Here is an 18,715-nt window from a genome sequence, read left to right on the forward strand (position 1 = left end):
CTTTTCATTCAGATGCGTATCAAATCCTCCAAATGGTTGCTTCCCTTCACGCTGGGCTCCATCGTCGCATGGATACGATTGTTCTCCCTCCATATGGTGGAAGCATAATTACCTGGTTCAAGCTCCAGTAGAACGCCTTCACACGCCTCATCAGGCTCAAGTTCGTCCGCTGTGACATCCTCTGCCGCGCCCATGAAGATCTTGCCTGTAGGCACGTTAAGATAGTATATCTGCCCTTCACCCGTTCGTTCACCTTCTGACAAGGAGGCGTTCAGGCTCCAATCCACATCATATGCTCCATCTGTACCAGATTAATAAAAAGACAATGTCCAGCATTAACCTCGGCCAGTTCATCCTCAGGGATCGACCACCAGTCTACCGTGTCCTGCAAACGATGTTTCAACGTACCCAAATCATATATACACATCGTTGCTGTGTCTGTAATAAAGCTAAATGGTACTTGTCTCATGTTAAGCCCCTCTTCTCTATAACACATCTGAATTTTGTGTTCTATGTAGTTATTCAACTCTTTTGAAGACAACGAGTTTCTTGCACACTATGTCCAGCATTATATCAAGCTCTCTTCAACTGTTAAAGGAACTTGAGAACGATCTTTACCTTGCACCATCTCTCGGGACTCATCAGGATACGGCGTATATTTATTTATTTTTGCAATCCCCTACCCTTCTGACTTCCTTCACTTCTCTTCATTTCTGCTGTCCTTTTGACGATATAACGATAACTGACTTTTTTGAAATATATGGAGGAGTACATGTCAATCAACCAGAGAAAAACACCTTTTCGCTATTTTTTAAAGCAACCTATAACATCGGAAGTGTACATTATAAGCATTAACGGGTCACCTGCTCCAGACAAACCCATTCAAGCCGAGCTATGCGATATCAGTCGTTCTGGCTGTCAGCTCTCCTTCCCACTCCGGTTAAACGTAGATTCCAATGAGATCCGAATTGGGCTTGCTACAACATTAACGGAAGAACCTTTATATATGGAGGGTTTACTGCGTTGGGGTGCGGAAAAAGGAAACCATTGGCACTATGGCGTTGAGTTTGAGGTTGCCGAAGATCAGCAGGAGCGTCTATATAAAGAAATGCGCATGCTTGCAGGACAAAATAGAATTATCGTCAAATAGGTACAAATGACACAAAAAACAGCCCTATACTTTAATAAGACTGTTGCTGAAAAAGAGTTATATTCCTAACTTTAAGCCGCTTTACTTGGCTTAGGTGAGTTATCCAAGTTAGACCACTTCACCGTAGATTCCAACACAAGCGATATCACCACACCGATGACAAGACCATTACTGATCATAGGAATTAGATAGATGGGCAACCCTTGAAATGCTTCTGCTGGTATGTTCATAATAGCAACACCCGTAAGAATGGGAAGAGCAATACGATAAATCGTTTTGGAGTTGAAGACCGTGCCCTCAAGCGTTCGTATTGCCGTACCAAACATTTGCAAATACGCTACAAATAGCACAGCACTGCCCACACTCGGTGGCATTTGAGCAAAGAAACTTGTCAACATAGGCATTAGCCCCAACATACATAACAACCCAGCTCCCAGTATAAAAGCTGACCGACGAAAAATACGGGTGCTCTCCAGAAATCCGATGGAAGAAGCAAATGCACCAAAGGGAATCACCCCCACACATGCAGCGATAACCGTAAACAGTCCAGTCCATCCATAGGAATGCTTATACTGTTGAGCCGTCGTTTGAACCCCATACATTTTCTCCACAGCCCCCAAGGTTGTAATGGAATTCGTCATATTCACCAGCCCAACAAAAAAAGCGGTAATGACGATTCCAGGCTCCCACTTCGGCGTCCCCCATGGAAAAAAGGTAAAAAACTCACCCACTGCCTGAGTCTCGGTGTTCTGGTGTCCAGGAATGAGTATGCGATAAGCAATCCAGCCCGCAATAATACCGATCAGGATCGCATAATTGGCAAGCTTGCCTCTCCCCTTCAGCTGAATCCACGCAACCAGAACCGCAATGAGTATAGATAATGCCGCAACCGGTAGATTAAATGTGCCAAACTCCGTATATCCAATCATGCCCTTGAAGAAATTCATGGTCAATTGAATCGTTAATAGAAATAACATCGCACTTTTAACCATTGGCGTGAACAGCTTCTGAAGCACATGAGCAGCACCCAGCCAACCTAGGATCGCCATCGTTAATCCAGCCAGTACAAAGCCTGCTGTCAGTCCACCGCCAACCCGTTCGAGACTCATTCCTGCGGATGAAGCGGAGACCGTTAAGCTAAGTGTCAACCCCCACCACAGCCCTGACGGTCCATCCATTACCGCATACCGATGTCCACATATCGCTTGTAAGATACAAACCGCTCCTGTCAGCAAAAAGGAGTGCTGCATCGATGTAGCAATAGCTTCTGGTGTAAGTTGAAAATTATGCCCAATGGATAACGGCACAACAACGGTATTTGTAAATAAGAAGAAAAACCATTGGATGCCTGCAAGAACGGAAGAGGAGAATTGTTTTACATTTGGAGTTCGTAGATGCTCTTGTTGTTTGGTCATACGTGTTGATTTCCTTTCGCGAAACGATAATATTCCATGGCTTATGTTAGCCCAACCTCACTAGGTAAATGTCTAAACCTTATGTATAGTACCACGGAGATGTAGTATATTAAAAATACATGTTTTATTGCCTTTCTATATGATCTACATATACTTGTTAGTAAGGAGCATCCTTTTGGATATTAAACAATGTCGTTATTTTATAGCCATTGCCGAAGAGAAGCAGATTACCGCAGCAGCACGAAGACTGCACATGGCACAACCACCCTTAAGTCAGCAACTTAAGCTGATGGAGGAAGAACTAGGTGTTGCTTTATTTGAGCGCCAAGGACGGACAATGGAATTGACACAAGCTGGTCGAAGCTTCTATGAATATGCCATTACGATAACCAAGTACATGGAAGAAGCCGTCATGGAAATACAGGACTTTCGCCAAGGCGTCCGCGGTAAACTCAACCTAGGCATGAATACGATTTCGGACAGTCTGCTGCCCCGCGTACTTCAACAATTTCGAATGACCCACCCAAAGGTTACGTATAAAATTCAACAAAATGAATCTGCGCAACTGTGTCAGTTGCTGGATGATGGCAAAATAGAGCTGGCCTGTGTACGGATGCCCGTGAGAACAGAGCATTACGAAGTGCTGCATCTCCCCCAGGAACCTCTCTACTATATCTCGGCTACACCTCTTGAAACCGGAATGAACGGTGAGACTTATTTGAAGCAGCTCGCTCACATTCCACTCTTGTTACCAAGCACGGAAGGGCTAGGAATGTTTGAACTAATCCTCGATCGATTTCGTGAACATCACGTAAGTCCATCCATTATGGGGGAATGCTCGGATGTAGCGATGCTGATGGAGCTTGTACGTCTCGGTTTTGCAAGTTCAATCGTGCCCCGCACCGTTCTTCAACTGCATCATGAACATGCCTTACATATCTATCGTATTATTGACCAATCCTCAACCGTAGGATCAGCGCTTGTATGGTTGCATCACCGCCACCTATCCAAGCCGGCTCAGCATTTTGTACAAATGGTTGAAGATATGCTGCCGTCCGTCACCGAGAAGTCACCAAGCACCTTGCAAGCGGATAACTAAGCAGAATTAGTGAGCTACAAGGTCTAAGCATAAAAATCAATCTCCCAGCTCTGATCGGCTATGACCACCGTCAATATCCAGCAGCAATCATTGATTTTGGGAGAAGTAGGTGCTGAATAGACGCTACAAATAAATAAGCTACAAAAAAGCAGCAGCCTTACGAAGTTCCTCCGTAAGGCTGCTGCTTTTATTCTTATTTAACCCATGCTTATGCTTTAACCGTATAGATCAATTCTTTCTCTGTGATCGTTGTACGTCCAGCAGATTCAATGGATTCATACTGATGCATGTTTGTAATAATGACAGGTGTAATTGTCGTGTAACCGGCTTTTTCAATCTCTTCCCGGTCGAACTCCATCAATACGTCACCTACGGACACCTTCGCTCCAGCTTGAACCTTAGGAGAGAAGAATTGACCTTTCAGCTTCACGGTATCGATCCCGATATGAATCAGCATTTCTGCACCCGTATCACTTACAAGACCAATCGCATGTCCACTCTTCGACAAGGAGAACACTGTTCCGTTAATTGGAGATACGGCACGTCCTTCTGTCGGCTGAATAGCGAACCCTTTACCCATAATTTCTTCGGAGAATGCAGGATCTGGTACTTCGCTAAGTGGTTTAACTTCCCCAGTCATTGGGCTGAAAATTTGCTCATCCTGTGCTTTTGCTTCTTCTTTTACAACAGGAGCTGAAGTTGTTGTTGCTGGTGTAGCAGGTTCAGCAGCCGGTGTTGTTGCAGCCGGTTGCGGAGCATTGTCTTCTTTGAAGCCCAAGATGTAAGTAATCAATGTAGCGGATACAACGGCAATCACGCCACCAAGCAAACCATAGATCAATGTGCTGATTGCTGGACTGATGAACGCTGCAATACCAGGCAATCCAACAAGACCTGTAATAACATAAGCTTTAACTTTGAAGATACCCATGAATGCACCACCGATTGCTCCACCCGCAAGGGCTGCAATAAACGGTTTTTTGTATCTCATGTTGACACCATACATTGCTGGCTCAGTAATACCCATAATCGCTGTCAAACCTGTGGAGAACGCCATGGACTTAGTTTGTCCATTTTTGGAACGAAGTCCGACACCAATTGCGCCACCTGCTTGAGCCCAGTTCGCTGCAAACATCAACGGAACGATAAAGTCATATCCAAGCGTTGTGATCGAACCGATAACGATTGGTGTAAGTGCATAGTGCATACCTGTAATGATCAACAGGGACATCGTACCACCGATCAAGATACTTGCAAGGATGGACGCATTATCGAACAACCAAGCAATACCGCCAGACAAGCCGTTACCGATAATGGAACCCAATGGTCCAATTGCAATCAATGTGAGAGGAACCATGATCAACAAGGTAACTGTTGGAACTACCAAGAGTTTAACGGATGAATGTGTAATACGGTCAACCGCTTTTTCTACATAAGAAGCGATCCAGATCGCAATAACAATCGGAATTACCGTAGAAGAATACACTGCTGCAACGACTGTAATCCCTGCAAACGAAGAGTTACCACCTTCCAGCAAAGCTGTAATGGTCGGGTGCATAATTCCCGCTGCAAGTGCTGCACCAATATATATATTGCTTCCCAATTTCTTCGCCGCACTGACTGCCAGAATGATTGGCAGGAAGTAGAACGCACCATCACCGATGGCGGACAAGATGATATACGTTGAGCTTGTCTCAGACAACCAACCAAGTGCAACAAGAATAGCCACGATCCCTTTGATCATACCTGCACCGGTAATCGCAGGCAGGATTGGTGTAAACATACCTGAGATGAAGTCGAACAATGCGCTTATTGGATTTCTCTTTTTCTTCTCGCCAGTTGAAGCTGAAGCACTAGAAGATCCAGCGTTTGCACCTTTGGACATGTTACCTACCAGCGCGTTATACACGACAGGTACATCGTTACCGATAATAACCTGGAACTGTCCACCGTTCTCCATAACACCCATAACACCTGGTGTATTTTTCAGTGTCGCTTTGTCTGCTTTTTTGTTATCGTTCAAGTTAAATCTAAGTCTTGTCATACAGTGTGTGACTTGATCAATATTCTCTTCGCCACCGACCAACTTCAAAATGTCCTTGGACAATTGTTGTTTATCCATTGTGAATTTGCTCCTTTGATGTGTAATGAAGGTTTAAAAAAAACCTAAACACTGAATAATGACAAAGCAATAAGCTTATCATTATTCAACGTTTAGGTTTTGCCTTTTTTGCAGTAACAATCCCAAATTTATTCGATTGTTTGTTCATTCCTAACCACACGTTCAATATGAATGGTCAGGTACAGTATTTCTTCTTTGGATAATACCCGATTATAGATCTTACGCGTATAATCACTAATCCTTACTGCACAAGCATGTGCCTCGGGATATTGTTTACTTACGAGATCGTGAAGCGGATTATCTTCTTCCTTATCCTCAATTGCCGTTCCTTGTAACACACGTTGCGCAAAGAACTTCAAATGAGTCAAAAAGCGATAATAACTTAAAGAATCTTCATCAAGCTCAATGACGAAACTACGTCTTACAATGTTGAGTATATCTTTAACAATATTCGTGATGCTGATGGTTTCTCGCATCTCACCGTTCATCTGGGCATTGACCAGATGCATAGCGATAAATGCGCATTCATCTTCGGGCAGAAGTACACCCAACGTTTCTTCAATAATCTGTAGTGCCTTGAGACCGATTGCATATTCCTTGCGGTACATGCGCTTGATCTCCCAAAATAGAGCATTGCGGATCTGTAATCCTTGACGATGCCGATCAATGGCAAAATGAATATGATCCGTCAGTGAGATATAAATACTCTCATGCAGTTTCTCACCTAACACCGTCTCTGCATAACGAATAATTTCATCAGAACATTCAACATATTCAACAGGGATGTCCGACAAGAGCGTCTTGAGCTTCTGCGATACTTCCTTGCTCTCCAATGAGAATATCTTCTCGATCAGACTTTCATCTATCGTTTCACCGGTATGCTTCTTGAAGGCAATTCCCCGCCCCATGACGACCAGTTCGTTTCCGCCCGGATCGATCACAGTAACTACGTTGTTATTAAGCACCTTCTCAATTTTCATTTTCTCCACATCACCTTGCACCGTCAAAAGTAGTAAAAGGCAAAACCAAAGCAGGTCACGAGAACATGTCCTGCCTCCGGTTTTGCCTGATTGAACAGTAACAATCCGTATTCATTAGCCTTAGGTCCCATCTTACCACAGAATTGTGCATATGACAATGTTTTTGTGAAAGCGGTTAATGTCGTATAATCTAACATAAGCAAGACACTCCTAGCTCATATTCAACAAAATTCGACGCTACGTACCGCCAAGATGGGCTGAGGCTTTAGAACCAGGACGATTATTCGTTCGCTCCTTTAAGACTTGCACCATTCGTACCAATTACCTCTTTGTACCAGTGGAAAGATTTCTTCTTGTAGCGCTCTAATGTACCTGAACCATCATTATTGCGGTCAACATAAATGAAGCCATAACGTTTCTTCATCTCAGCAGTCGATGCACTCACCAGGTCAATACAGCCCCAAGACGTGTAACCCATAACCTCTACACCATCTTCAATCGCTTCCCCTACTTGTACCAAGTGATCATTCAAGTATTGAATGCGATATTCATCATTCACTGTTTTATTGCCATTCTCGTCCGTAATCAGCTCGTCCACGGCGCCTAGACCATTTTCAACGATGAACAATGGTTTTTGGTAACGGTCATAATACTTGTTCAAGGTTACGCGCAAACCTTGTGGATCGATCTGCCAGCCCCACTCACTTGCTTTGAGATAAGGGTTCATTACACCTGCGAACAGGTTTCCTTTACCTTCTTTGCGTTTCTCCGGATCTCCTGTCTCACAGATACTTACATAGTAACTAAATGAGATAAAGTCAACGGTATGTTTGAGAATCTCAGCATCGCCATCTTCAAACTTAATGTTGATATTGTTCGCCTTGAAGTAGCGATTAATGTATTTTGGATAATATCCGCGTGCATGAATGTCTGCGAATAGGTCATTGCGCTGCTCTGCATGCATAGCTGCGACAACATCATCCGGGTTAGGAGTTAGTGGGTAAGTCGGCATGCTCAGCACCATACAACCAATTTTGGCTTCTGGCATAATCTCATGTCCTATCTTAACCGCTAGCGCACTCGCCACAAGCTCATGATGGATAGCTTGGTACAGGTCTTGCTTCGACAATTCCGATTTTGGCGTGAAAATCCCACCACTCATGAATGGCTCTTCGAGAATAGAGTTAATCTCATTGAACGTCAGCCAGTATTTCACTTTGCCTTTGAAACGATTGAACAGCACAGTTACGTAACGCTCATAGAAATCAACCATTTTGCGGTTAACCCATCCGTCGTACGTTTTGGACAAGTGAAGTGGCGTCTCATAATGAGAAATCGTCACCAGTGGCTCAATACCGTATTTATGGCACTCATCGAACAAATCATCATAGAATTGCAGCCCTTTTTCGTTAGGCTCCAGCTCGTCACCATTCGGGAAAATACGAGACCATGCAATAGATGTACGGAATACTTTGAAGCCCATCTCTGCAAACAATTTCACATCTTCTTTATAGCGGTTATAAAAATCGATCCCGATCAACTTCAGGTTATCTTCAGTTGGTCCCTCAGTTCTTGGCGTTGTAATCCCGTGTGGCATTACATCCTGTACAGACAGGCCTTTGCCGTCAGTATTGTATGCTCCTTCAAGCTGGTTGGCCGCTACTGCGCCGCCCCATAGAAAGTCTTTTGGAAATGGTGTAGTCAATTCAATCATTCCTTCCTCTTATTGTTGTAACAAACATAAAAAAGCGGGACAAAAACCAACAAGGGCTTTCTGGAGCATGTAGCTCCATGAGTACGCCCCTTTATTGTTAGGTTTTGCCCGCTTCTTATGCGGTAACAATCCGAATTCATCTGATGTTATTCGGTTATATCCTAGGGATCAACGTATTACAGTTGCTCACCATTCGTTGCAATTACATTTTTGTACCAGTCAAAGGAATCTTTCTTCGAACGTTCCAAAGTTCCGTTACCTTCATCATCCAGATCAACATAGATGAAGCCATAACGCTTGGACATTTCAGAAGTTGACATACTTACAAGGTCAATTGGACCCCAAGCTGTGAAACCAATCAACTCTACGCCGTCTTTGATAGCTTCTTTCATTTGCTCGATATGCTTCTTCAGGTAATCTACACGATACGTATCGTGAATGGAACCATCTTCCTCAACCTTGTCGTAAGCACCCAGACCATTTTCAACGATGAACAATGGTTTTTGGTAACGATCCCAGAAGTTGTTCAGCGTTACGCGCAGACCGATCGGATCAATCTCCCAGCCCCAGTCGGAAGCTTCCAGATAAGGGTTTTTCACGCCACCAGTCAAGTTACCTGCTGTTTCTTCCAAATCAGCGGAAGCTGATTTTGTTACAGACATGTAGTAACTGAAGGAGATGAAATCAACGGTGTTGTTCAACAAGATTTCGTCATCGCCAGCTTCTTTTTGAATCACGATGTTGTTTTCTTCAAAGTAACGAGCCATGTAGTTCGGGTATTTACCGCGAGCATGCATGTCTGTGAAGAACAAGTTAAGCTGGTTCTCATGCTGAGCCAGTTGAACATCTACTGGATTACAAGTTGCTGGGTATGTCTCCATACGTGCAAGCATACAGCCCACTTGGGAACCTGGGATAATCTCATGCGCAAGCTTCGTTACCAATGCACTTGCAACAAATTGGTGATGCAACGCTTGATATGTGGTTTGCAGCTTGTTGTCTACTTTATCAATGAGAATTCCGCCGCCAGTGTAAGGACTGAACACCATTACGTTAATTTCATTGAAAGTAAGCCAGTATTTCACTTTGTTTTTATAGCGATTAAATACGGTCTCTGCGTATCTAACATAATGTTGGATTACTTCACGGCCAGCCCAGCCGTTATATTTTTGCGTCAAACCGAGCGGAGTCTCATAGTGAGACAACGTTACGAGCGGCTCAATGCCATGTTTCAACAACTCGTCGAAGACTTCATCGTAGAATTTCAAACCTGCTTCATTAGGCTCTTGATCATAACCGTTCGGGAAAATACGTGCCCAGTGGATGGACAAACGGAATACTTTGAAGCCCATTTCTGCAAACAATGCGATATCTTCTCTGAAACGATGGTAGAAATCAATACCAAAACGTTTAGGGAAACGTTCTTCGATTTTGCCAGCCAGAATCTCTTCAATGCGGGAAGAGGAAATTTCCATTGCATGGCCGCCAGTACGCTTCTCTTTAGGAACATGTGCGATCATATCCGCAGTGGAGAGACCTTTGCCATCCTTATCAAATGCACCCTCCAATTGATTCGCCGCTGTAGCGCCGCCCCATAGGAAGTTTTCAGGGAATCCTTTTTTAGCTGTGGTCATGAATAACAACCTCATTTCAATTTGTATTTTTATTGACAAGTCAGAAAGATAGAATATCCAAAAGAGAGCAAAATCAACACCATACCCACGACATTATTGTTCAATCGCAACAATATACACGTATATTTTTACGCAAAAACAAGAAAAACCTAAACTCAAGGTAAAATAGCATCCCGAAAAAAGGAGCTTTCATTTCACCATCAGTTTAGGTTTTGCCTGTCTACGCAGTTACAATCCATCAAAAGATGTCGTTTACGTATTCTGTTGTGTTCTCTTGTGATGTAAGCGTAACATAATCATTTCACAAAATCAACTTCACTGTGCATCAGTGTATTTTGTAGCATCATAACCTCAACGTGGCATACGCAAAATAGCTGCTCGAAGCTCATTGGTTCCCTCTTCTGTTTCCAAATAACTTACAGGACTTTGGTCCCCCAAAGCAGGGATATTCATCTCTAGCCATTTAAATGTGTACTCCCCCATTTCACACAGAAGTACCTGACCCACATCTGCCGGAATTTTCTGTACTCGTGCGCGTTCTATCCATTTTGGATCCACCTGCGCATATAACTCGTCAAACAAATGAACGAATGCATCCCAACTAGCCTGATTAAACTCTTCCGAATAGATCTCTTTCATACTCATGTAAAATCACTCCCCATATGACTAGTTCTATCTCATACAAATTCATCCTAAAGCCGCTTTGAAACAGCTCCTGCAACCGTTAGACTTAATTTTAAATGTTTTTCGGGGGAAAGAAAAGTCAAGGAGGATTCATCATGTCTCAAGAAGAAAACACTTCCGGCTGGGATGCCATTGATGCTGCGGTTGACGCACTCTATGGTAATCAACAGCCTAAACATTACGGGACTGCAATCCCTTATATGTTGGGTGGCCCTGATCCACTCAACGGAATAAGCGCATATCGCGTAGAGCAACCAACACCGCATTGGCACTTCATCACGTATGGCTTCTCAGAGCTCTATGATAAAGAAACAGATGATCCTGAACATAGTGGTTATGGATTCGAATTGACCTTCCGGCTACTTCGGAATGTGGAAGAAGAAGAACCGCCCGCTTGGGCATTGAACCTTTTGCAAAATATCGGAAGATATGTCTTCAACAGCGGTAATATCTTTCACGCAGGCGATTATATGGATGCTAACGGTCCGATCTGCCTCGGTTCTGACACACTGCTGACCGCACTTGCTTTTATCGAAGACCCTGATCTTGAAGAGATAACTACACCGAACGGTACCGTTAAATTCATTCAGATGGTCGGCGTGACATGTAGAGAGCTGGAGACGATACAGACATGGAATACCCGTGGATTCTTAGCTGCATGCGCTAGCTTTATGCCGAAATATGTTACCGATCTCATGCGTAACTCCTATGTGGATATTCCTATCATTGAAGAGGCGGTAGCAAGGGGCATCGAGCAAGAAGGTTCCAGTACTGCCTTTCTGTTCATACAACAACTTGAATGGACGTCCGTTCATCAAGAAACGCTTCAAAATGCCGAACCCGCTGTACTTCAAGTTGGAGCCAAGCAGGCTCGACTCATCGGCAGAATATTGCGTAGTCGCACAGCTAAAGGAGACTCCCTCTCCTTAATCGGACCTAACGTGAACATCACGTTTAAGGCTGGAGACGAGCCATCTTTTCAGGAGAACGAAAACAACGTTACCTTAATTGTAAATGACGCAGCCGTCATTGAACTTATGGAGAAGCTGAAACCGAAAGCCCAAACGTTTGAGTTAAACACGCTTCCCGGTATCACCTTCCGCATCGTACGTACGGAAATTACCGACCCAGATGGGAACATAATTGATACGATCGGCTAATAACGAAAAGATATATATTTACGACAAGTTGCATCGCAAGGAGGAATCGATATGAGTGCGACAACAACTGCTTTGAGCAAGCATTGGCCTAAGACCCAGATGCCTGTACCCAAGGCAGCACAGATCCATTATTTATCCAAGCCCCAGCTCGATCGGGTTCTGAAAATCAATCATTTTCTAATCGGTGCCTTCCAGCACAGCATCTCTAATATCAAAGAAAATTTATCAGGAACGTATCTATTCCTTCTTACGGATTCAGATGGCGTGCTGATCGCAATGGATCACAGTTGTGATCTAACCGATGAGGTGCAGCAGTCTCCTATTCGTCTGGGGATGATCTTCACGGCCAAGAGCTGTGGTGTGAATGCGATATCCGAAACGATGGATCAACATAAACCCATTTTTCTACCACCAGAGCTGCATGAAAACCCACTGTTTCAAACCTGGCACTGCTATGCTACTCCTCTCTCCGTGGGTCTGAAGCATTCCGGTTATTTAGATGTGTCTACCATTAACGCTGATCTACAGAGTGAACTTATTGCTATAGCCAAGCTCATTCCTGCATTTATGCAAAATAGCTATCAGAGTCTGCAAGCCTCTCAGGCTACTGGACACACTTCGGTGGAATTCACCGATCGCCAGTTAACGATCCTGGAGATGATCTCGAATGGACTTACTGTCAAGGCGATTGCACTGAAATTAAAAATTAAGGAATGCACCGTTAATCATCACAAAAAAGTGATTTTTAACAAATTAGGTGTGCAATCAAGTACTGAAGCTGTTTCAATGGCTAGCCGATTGTCTTATTTATAACAGGTACCCCTATAGATTCCTATAGGTGGGAAAAGAGAACAGGTGTGCTAAAATTAAAGAGTACATAAGTACACTTGAAATGCGTGTTCAAAAGCAGACTTTTGAACGCCTCTTCATTCAAGTTAAGAGAACACACATCAGGAGGGTATTATGTCTATTTCTAAAAAAGCTTCACTATTTGCCATGTTAATCATGATCGTACTCGTTGCAGCTGCTTGCGGTGACAAAGCCGATACGGCTACGAGCACAGAAGACACAACCAAAACAGAAACAGCAACTGCGGGCACAGATACAGATAGCGCCGCTAAAGAGGATACCGAGAACACGGAAAACACAGAAACGGCTACTGAAACAGCTACAGAAGATAACACCCAAAATGTCGAGCTCGGAACGACGGAAAAAGGTAGCTACAACAACGATTACTTTGGCGTATCCCTGAAATTCCCTGAAGAATGGGAGTTCCAAGATGCTGCAGGCATGAATCAGTTGACTAGCGCTTCTTCCGAAGCTATTGCTGGAGACGATGCTACGAAGAAAAAACAACTCGAGTTGTCTCAAGAAAAAACACTCAACCTGTTAATGGCATCTGAACTGCCACTCGGTGGACAACAAGTTGGCCCTTCCGCTATGGCAATTGCTGAGAAAGTAAGCTTGCTGCAAGGTATTCGTACAGGTAAAGACTATCTCGAAGCAACAAAAGAGTTCATGCAAGCGAGTCAATTCCCATATGATTACAAAGACATCACCACTGAAACGATCGGTGGCAAAGAGATGGATCTAATGCAAATTACGATGGACGCTGGCGATGGCACAACGATTACACAAGACTACTACAGTGCTATTATCGAAGGTTATGCTTTTAACTTCATCTTTACGTACCTGGATGACGAGAGCAAAGCATCGATTGATACGATCAAAAAATCTGTACAATTCAAGTAATCTTCTTGCCTTTTTAGGCAAGCATCATATGCTTAGAACCCCGACTAGAATCTCGATGATTCATGGTCGGGGTTCTTTTTCGTTATATAGCTACCCAATGCCCATCAGACACTTCAACCCAACTGGAATGTTCCAATTGATAGCGATCCACACCAGCATCTCGGTGCTCCTCGCTTACGATTCGTTTTTTCTTCGACTCTATCGCAGGATCCGGAACAGGAATAGCAGATAACAATGCCTTCGTGTAAGCGTGCTGAGGGTTGCTGTATAACTCTTCACTCTCGGCTAACTCGACAATTTTGCCATTATACATAACAGCCACACGGTCACTGATATGTTTGACCATCGATAGATCATGCGCAATGAAGAGATAAGTCAGACCAAGACGCTGCTGCAACTCTTCTAGTAATTGCACAATCTGCGCCTGAATGGAGACATCCAATGCAGATAAAGGCTCATCACATACAATAAACTCCGGTTCCACCGCTAGTGCTCTTGCGATCCCTATTCGCTGCCGTTGTCCTCCTGAGAATTCATGCGGATAACGCTGAGCATGTGACGGATCAAGCCCCACCAGTTCTAATAATTCCTCCACCCGCTTCTCACGTTCCGACGTATTCTTAACCAGTCCATGAATATCGAGCGCTTCGCCAATAATATCCATGATTCTCATTTTCGGATTCAGTGAAGCATACGGATCTTGGAAAATAATCTGCATATGCCTCCTCATCGTCTTCATCTCCGAAGCGGATAGACGGTTCAGCGGAACCCCTTTAAACAACACTTCACCGCCCGTAGGTTCATGCAATCTTAGAATTGCACGTCCAGTCGTGGACTTACCACTGCCTGATTCCCCCACGACACCCAGCGTCTCACCTTGGCGAATATGAAAGCTAATATCATTCACGGCCTTCAAGGTATTGCCCTTCCCCAGATTGAAATGCTGGCGAAGAGACTTCACTTCCAGCAAAGGTTGATGATCCTCCAAGTCACGAGGAACAAGAGAGACCGGCTTAGGCTTCTTCTTCTCATCCAGTCGTGGCAATGCGTTAAGTAATCTGGAAGTGTACGGGTGTTTTGGACTTGCAAAGATCTCGGCTGTTGTGCCCGTTTCTACGATCTCCCCACTCTTCATGACCACAACCCGATCACACATGCCTGCAACAACCCCAAGATCATGGGTTATCAAAATGATCGAGGTCCCTAATTGCTGCTGCATATTTTTCATCAAATCGAGAATCTGTGCCTGAATGGTTACATCAAGCGCAGTCGTGGGTTCATCGGCAATCAATAGCTCAGGTCGGCAGGCGAGTGCAATAGCAATCATGACACGCTGACGCATACCACCGGAAAACTCATGTGGATACTGATTGTAACGTACCTCGCCTTGCGATATACCTACCAGTTCAAGCATCGCTATTGCTTGTTTCTTCGCTTCTCGTCTGGATACCTTCTGATGTTTAATCAAGCTCTCCGAAATTTGTTTACCAATCTTAATGGTCGGATTAAGTGAACTCATTGGATCTTGAAAGATCATTCCGATATCACGACCTCGAATGCTCTCCATTTCCTTCTGCGTTTTGTTCACAAGATCGGTTCCCTTGAACCAGATCTCCCCTTGTTTCATACGTGAAGGCGGAGATGCTAGCAATCTCATAATGGAGCGTGCAGTCACACTTTTGCCACTACCAGACTCCCCAACAATGCCAAGTGTTTCACCTGGACGTACCTCGAAACTGACATTCTTGACCGCCTCAAACTCATTCTCCCCGGAATGAAAAGAGACTGATAGATCATTTACCTTTAACAAAGGTTGCATCACAACACCTGCTTCCTTCCATATTTTCATAACCTTACGTATGTATACTCATTATTCCTTGACAATCTGTAGACCCTAAAATAATATATACTATATCCATCGGAATAATGCAATTTTAACTTGGATGAAAGGAGGTTCACCTGGGTTGAATGTAGCAGAAGGCAGCAGAATGTCACGGCTTGCACACACCTTGGGCTTTATCTACGACAAAATGTTGCTCCACCCCTCCTATCGATATGTTCTATTTATTCTCGGCTTGCCCGTTAATTTAATCGTGTTATTGGTCTGGAGATCCAGAAGACAACAGGATGGCTGGAAGGTCGCTAGGCAAGAAGCAGAACAGGAAATGCTGACTCATGCCTATCGAGATCAACTTCGCGGAGAAATAGAAGAACAACTTCGACGGAAGCATCGCTTCTTCAAGCAGCATGTCAGTGAGAGCGAATTCCAACATGAAACGCAAGAATGGCTAGAAGAAACGCTTCGCAAAGAGGTGAACGAGCGTACAGCTTTCAAACTTCGGGAAAAAGGACAACAACGAACAACGATGGCGGATACCTTCCGCTCACTGATTAACCATCCGTGGTTTTTCGTGTTATCACTTATTCCAGGCTGTCTGATGTACGGCATTTTATTGTTGTATGGCAATCCCTATCTCAAGTACATATTTGAAAGACTACTCATGACCATATTCGTCATAATGGGCGTAGCCACACTTGTATTCACCATTTTATATCTGTCGCCATTTAATCCGGCAGCTAACATTCTGGGAGAGACAGCAACGCCAGAACAGATTGCAGCTTTTAATCACGTATATGGACTAGATCAGCCTTATCTCGTGCAGCTCTGGAATAATATCAAAGGCATTGCCTTATTTGATCTTGGGAAGTCGTTTGCGGGGAATGAAGATGTCACAGCCACCATTGCTCGAAAGTTTCCGATTACGCTAACTTTGGCTGTTATCTCACTATTGATTGCCATTGTGATCGCACTGCCGATCGGTATTATCTCAGCAATCAAACCGAATTCATTATTTGATTACACGTTCATGTTTATCGCATTAATCGGATTATCGATTCCAAACTTCTGGCAAGGACTTATTTTCATTCTGAATTTCTCAATCAAAATGCAATGGCTACCCGCTACCTTCAATCCGCAGAACTGGTTATCCATGATCATGCCAACCATCGTTCTGGGAACCGGACTCACGGCGGCTGTTGCACGGATGACCCGTTCTTCTACACTCGAAGTCATTCATGAAGATTACGTCATGACTGCTCGGGCTAAAGGACTTAGTGAGCGCCACGTCCTTCTTAAACATGCAGTTCGTAACGCATTGATTCCTATCGTGACGGTTGTCGGTCTGCAATTTGGCGGAATGCTCGGCGGAGCCGCGGTAACAGAGAAAGTGTTTAACATCAGCGGTCTGGGCAGCTACATTGTGGATAAGCAATTTATACCCGATATTCCGAGTATTATGGGCGGAGTAGTGTACACTGCAATTACGATTTCGATTATCAATGTGATCGTTGATCTGATGTACGCTTTTATTGATCCGAGGGTACGTTCCAAGATGAAACAATATTAAAATATGTGTTCAAAAGTCTGGTCTACCTTATCTTTCTTATCTTTCTTACAACCGCTTAAAGCAGGTGCAATTTAAATGACAAAATCAGGTTCTATTACACAAGAGATGCGTTTTCGACTGAAGTCTTCTTCAGAATATAGTCAGGCTAACTTCGCCTGGATCACTTCGCTACTCCTGACATTGCTCTTCATGTTCAATAGCTATGATTACGGGGAGAACGTATTTAGACCATTTATTCTGACAGCATTTCTGGCTTACCTGTTCTTCACACTCGTTCAGAGCTTCGTGACCTATAAATTACGCAAAGACCTGATGCGCGATGGCTCGATCTCTGTCTGGACTCGCAGGATGGGATGGATTCAACTTCTGGCCATCATCACAGGTAATATTTTTATTGTCACGGCTGCTTTTCATCTGATTCGAAGAGGCAAGAGCGTTGAGTATACCTTCGCTGTCTACACCGTGCTGACTCAGCTCTTCGTGATAGGTGTATCGGGCTTGAATATATTCAAACCCTACGTCGCGGATACCTTTCTTCCAGCAATGGCGGTACTTCTTCTGATCATGGTCATTGATCTGATCGTGCTGTTCATCGTATCTCAATATGCGCCAGCACAGATGCTTCCTCGCTGGATGCTGATCGTCAGTGTAGTGCTTATCCTGACTTCAATTACAGGTAACCTGTTTGCTCTGTTGCTGGGTGTTACCCTTCTTGGACGGATACGCCGCCAAGGGAAGCAAAAATCTAACTTCTGGAACGATCTATGGGAACGACTTGCTCCAAATGTAACTGCGATGTCAGGCTTGTTCTTCATCGTTTTCCTATTCTCGATCTCGATCTGTAGTTTCTATACGTTCGACTATAGCGTAGCCGTGGAAAACAATTACTCAGCCCTGTTACAGCCGCCTTCTCTCGCCTACCCGCTTGGGACGGATGACTTTGGACGCGACCTGTTCTCCCGAATTGTATTCGGTGCTCGAATTTCTCTCATTGTAGGTTGTATGTCCACCATCATTCCCGTATTGATTGGCGGGGTGCTCGGAGCATTCTCAGGCTTCTATGGTAAACATACAGACAATATCATCATGCGACTGCTTGATGTACTGTACGCTATACCAGGTATCCTGCTTGCCATTGCAATCATCGCGGCATTTGGAGCGAATACCGTCAACCTGATCCTGGCGCTAAGCCTTGGCTCTATCCCGACTTACGCTCGAACAATGAGAGCAAGTGTGCTTTATGTATCTACCTTTGAATTTGTAGAGGCAGCACGTGCACTCGGGTATAACAACCGTTCCATCATTTTCAAACACATCATTCCGAACTCGCTAGCTCCAATGATCATCAAGTCCACACTTACGATTGGTGGAGCCGTCATCGCCACGAGCAGCTTGAGTTATCTTGGGCTCGGCGTTGAGCCACATATTCCGGAATGGGGCAACATTCTCAAACTAGGCAGTACGTATCTGGAGACACATTCGTATCTTGCCATTTATCCTGGTCTTGCCATTATTCTACTTGTTCTTTCGTTTAACTTTCTCGGTGACGGACTGCGCGACGCGCTTGATCCTAAGCTTGAAAAAGTATAACTTCATTC

General features: G+C 44.2%; 15 protein-coding genes and 1 pseudogene. 7 read left to right on the plus strand and 9 right to left on the minus strand.

Annotated elements, in window-relative coordinates:
• Positions 1–8: 8 nt before the first annotated feature.
• Positions 9–496: pseudogene (locus tag V6W81_RS29245) on the minus strand (DUF6386 family protein).
• A 276-nt stretch (positions 497–772) separates the two neighbouring features.
• Here V6W81_RS29245 and V6W81_RS21555 point away from each other — a divergent pair.
• Positions 773–1,150: a PilZ domain-containing protein gene (locus V6W81_RS21555; protein WP_056701620.1), complete on the plus strand. Its 378-nt coding sequence runs from the start codon at positions 773–775 to the stop codon at positions 1,148–1,150.
• 71 nt (positions 1,151–1,221) lie between these two features.
• On the opposite strand, the gene V6W81_RS21560 is transcribed toward V6W81_RS21555, so the two are convergent.
• Positions 1,222–2,565: a uracil/xanthine transporter gene (locus V6W81_RS21560; RefSeq protein WP_338540336.1), complete on the minus strand. Its 1,344-nt coding sequence runs from the start codon at positions 2,563–2,565 to the stop codon at positions 1,222–1,224.
• A gap of 175 nt (positions 2,566–2,740) precedes the next feature.
• On the opposite strand from V6W81_RS21560, the gene V6W81_RS21565 reads away from it, so the two are divergent.
• The gene (locus V6W81_RS21565) at positions 2,741–3,664 is read left to right on the plus strand and encodes a LysR family transcriptional regulator (RefSeq protein ID WP_338540337.1); all 924 of its coding nucleotides are present in this window, start codon (positions 2,741–2,743) and stop codon (positions 3,662–3,664) included.
• Between the two features lie 208 nt (positions 3,665–3,872).
• Here V6W81_RS21565 and V6W81_RS21570 read toward each other — a convergent pair whose 3' ends face one another.
• The 6 genes from V6W81_RS21570 to V6W81_RS21595 form a co-directional block, all read right to left on the minus strand.
• On the minus strand, positions 3,873–5,786 hold the full coding sequence (locus V6W81_RS21570) for a beta-glucoside-specific PTS transporter subunit IIABC (protein ID WP_338540338.1): 1,914 nt from the start codon (positions 5,784–5,786) through the stop codon (positions 3,873–3,875).
• A 128-nt stretch (positions 5,787–5,914) separates the two neighbouring features.
• Positions 5,915–6,766: a BglG family transcription antiterminator LicT gene (gene licT / locus V6W81_RS21575; protein ID WP_056701613.1), complete on the minus strand. Its 852-nt coding sequence runs from the start codon at positions 6,764–6,766 to the stop codon at positions 5,915–5,917.
• 23 nt (positions 6,767–6,789) lie between these two features.
• Complete coding sequence (locus tag V6W81_RS21580; protein ID WP_156395541.1) at positions 6,790–6,963, minus strand: hypothetical protein; 174 nt, start codon at positions 6,961–6,963, stop codon at positions 6,790–6,792.
• A gap of 83 nt (positions 6,964–7,046) precedes the next feature.
• Positions 7,047–8,480, minus strand: coding sequence for a glycoside hydrolase family 1 protein (locus V6W81_RS21585; RefSeq protein ID WP_164848763.1), 1,434 nt, complete (start codon positions 8,478–8,480; stop codon positions 7,047–7,049).
• Positions 8,481–8,656: 176 nt separating this feature from the next.
• The gene (locus V6W81_RS21590; RefSeq protein WP_145046698.1) at positions 8,657–10,114 is read right to left on the minus strand and encodes a glycoside hydrolase family 1 protein; all 1,458 of its coding nucleotides are present in this window, start codon (positions 10,112–10,114) and stop codon (positions 8,657–8,659) included.
• Positions 10,115–10,465: 351 nt separating this feature from the next.
• A complete protein-coding gene (locus V6W81_RS21595; RefSeq protein ID WP_338540339.1) occupies positions 10,466–10,759 on the minus strand; it encodes an antitoxin Xre/MbcA/ParS toxin-binding domain-containing protein in 294 nt (97 codons plus the stop codon).
• Between the two features lie 134 nt (positions 10,760–10,893).
• On the opposite strand from V6W81_RS21595, the gene V6W81_RS21600 reads away from it, so the two are divergent.
• The 3 genes from V6W81_RS21600 to V6W81_RS21610 all read left to right on the plus strand — a co-directional run bounded on the left by V6W81_RS21600 (position 10,894) and on the right by V6W81_RS21610 (position 13,710).
• Positions 10,894–11,958: a suppressor of fused domain protein gene (locus V6W81_RS21600; RefSeq protein WP_338540340.1), complete on the plus strand. Its 1,065-nt coding sequence runs from the start codon at positions 10,894–10,896 to the stop codon at positions 11,956–11,958.
• Between the two features lie 51 nt (positions 11,959–12,009).
• Positions 12,010–12,771: a LuxR C-terminal-related transcriptional regulator gene (locus V6W81_RS21605; RefSeq protein ID WP_338540341.1), complete on the plus strand. Its 762-nt coding sequence runs from the start codon at positions 12,010–12,012 to the stop codon at positions 12,769–12,771.
• A 150-nt stretch (positions 12,772–12,921) separates the two neighbouring features.
• Positions 12,922–13,710: a hypothetical protein gene (locus V6W81_RS21610; RefSeq protein ID WP_338540342.1), complete on the plus strand. Its 789-nt coding sequence runs from the start codon at positions 12,922–12,924 to the stop codon at positions 13,708–13,710.
• An 82-nt stretch (positions 13,711–13,792) separates the two neighbouring features.
• Here the strand turns inward: V6W81_RS21610 and V6W81_RS21615 are convergent, their stop codons facing one another.
• Positions 13,793–15,529, minus strand: a complete 1,737-nt coding sequence (locus tag V6W81_RS21615; protein ID WP_310138463.1) for an ABC transporter ATP-binding protein — start codon at positions 15,527–15,529, stop codon at positions 13,793–13,795.
• A 145-nt stretch (positions 15,530–15,674) separates the two neighbouring features.
• Here V6W81_RS21615 and V6W81_RS21620 point away from each other — a divergent pair, with 145 nt between their 5' ends.
• Entirely contained in the window at positions 15,675–17,117 is a 1,443-nt protein-coding gene (locus tag V6W81_RS21620) for an ABC transporter permease (protein ID WP_338540343.1), read from the plus strand.
• A 75-nt stretch (positions 17,118–17,192) separates the two neighbouring features.
• Positions 17,193–18,707 (plus strand): ABC transporter permease, encoded by a 1,515-nt coding sequence (locus V6W81_RS21625; RefSeq protein WP_338540344.1) that lies wholly within the window; start codon positions 17,193–17,195, stop codon positions 18,705–18,707.
• The last annotated feature ends 8 nt before the right edge of the window (positions 18,708–18,715 follow it).

Origin of the sequence: Paenibacillus tundrae, from assembly GCF_036884255.1 — a bacterium.
In the GTDB taxonomy this organism is placed as follows: Bacteria; Bacillota; Bacilli; order Paenibacillales; family Paenibacillaceae; genus Paenibacillus.

What these genes read in the sequence shown, in the direction of transcription:
- V6W81_RS21555 (WP_056701620.1), top strand. Translation starts at nt 773, where the DNA reads ATGTCAATCAACCAGAGAAAAACACCTTTTCGCTATTTTTTAAAGCAA.
- V6W81_RS21560 (WP_338540336.1), bottom strand. Translation starts at nt 2,565, where the DNA reads ATGACCAAACAACAAGAGCATCTACGAACTCCAAATGTAAAACAATTC.
- V6W81_RS21570 (WP_338540338.1), bottom strand. Translation starts at nt 5,786, where the DNA reads ATGGATAAACAACAATTGTCCAAGGACATTTTGAAGTTGGTCGGTGGC.
- licT (WP_056701613.1), bottom strand. Translation starts at nt 6,766, where the DNA reads ATGAAAATTGAGAAGGTGCTTAATAACAACGTAGTTACTGTGATCGAT.
- V6W81_RS21580 (WP_156395541.1), bottom strand. Translation starts at nt 6,963, where the DNA reads ATGTTAGATTATACGACATTAACCGCTTTCACAAAAACATTGTCATAT.
- V6W81_RS21585 (WP_164848763.1), bottom strand. Translation starts at nt 8,480, where the DNA reads ATGATTGAATTGACTACACCATTTCCAAAAGACTTTCTATGGGGCGGC.
- V6W81_RS21590 (WP_145046698.1), bottom strand. Translation starts at nt 10,114, where the DNA reads ATGACCACAGCTAAAAAAGGATTCCCTGAAAACTTCCTATGGGGCGGC.
- V6W81_RS21595 (WP_338540339.1), bottom strand. Translation starts at nt 10,759, where the DNA reads ATGAGTATGAAAGAGATCTATTCGGAAGAGTTTAATCAGGCTAGTTGG.
- V6W81_RS21600 (WP_338540340.1), top strand. Translation starts at nt 10,894, where the DNA reads ATGTCTCAAGAAGAAAACACTTCCGGCTGGGATGCCATTGATGCTGCG.
- V6W81_RS21605 (WP_338540341.1), top strand. Translation starts at nt 12,010, where the DNA reads ATGAGTGCGACAACAACTGCTTTGAGCAAGCATTGGCCTAAGACCCAG.
- V6W81_RS21610 (WP_338540342.1), top strand. Translation starts at nt 12,922, where the DNA reads ATGTCTATTTCTAAAAAAGCTTCACTATTTGCCATGTTAATCATGATC.
- V6W81_RS21615 (WP_310138463.1), bottom strand. Translation starts at nt 15,529, where the DNA reads ATGCAACCTTTGTTAAAGGTAAATGATCTATCAGTCTCTTTTCATTCC.
- V6W81_RS21625 (WP_338540344.1), top strand. Translation starts at nt 17,193, where the DNA reads ATGACAAAATCAGGTTCTATTACACAAGAGATGCGTTTTCGACTGAAG.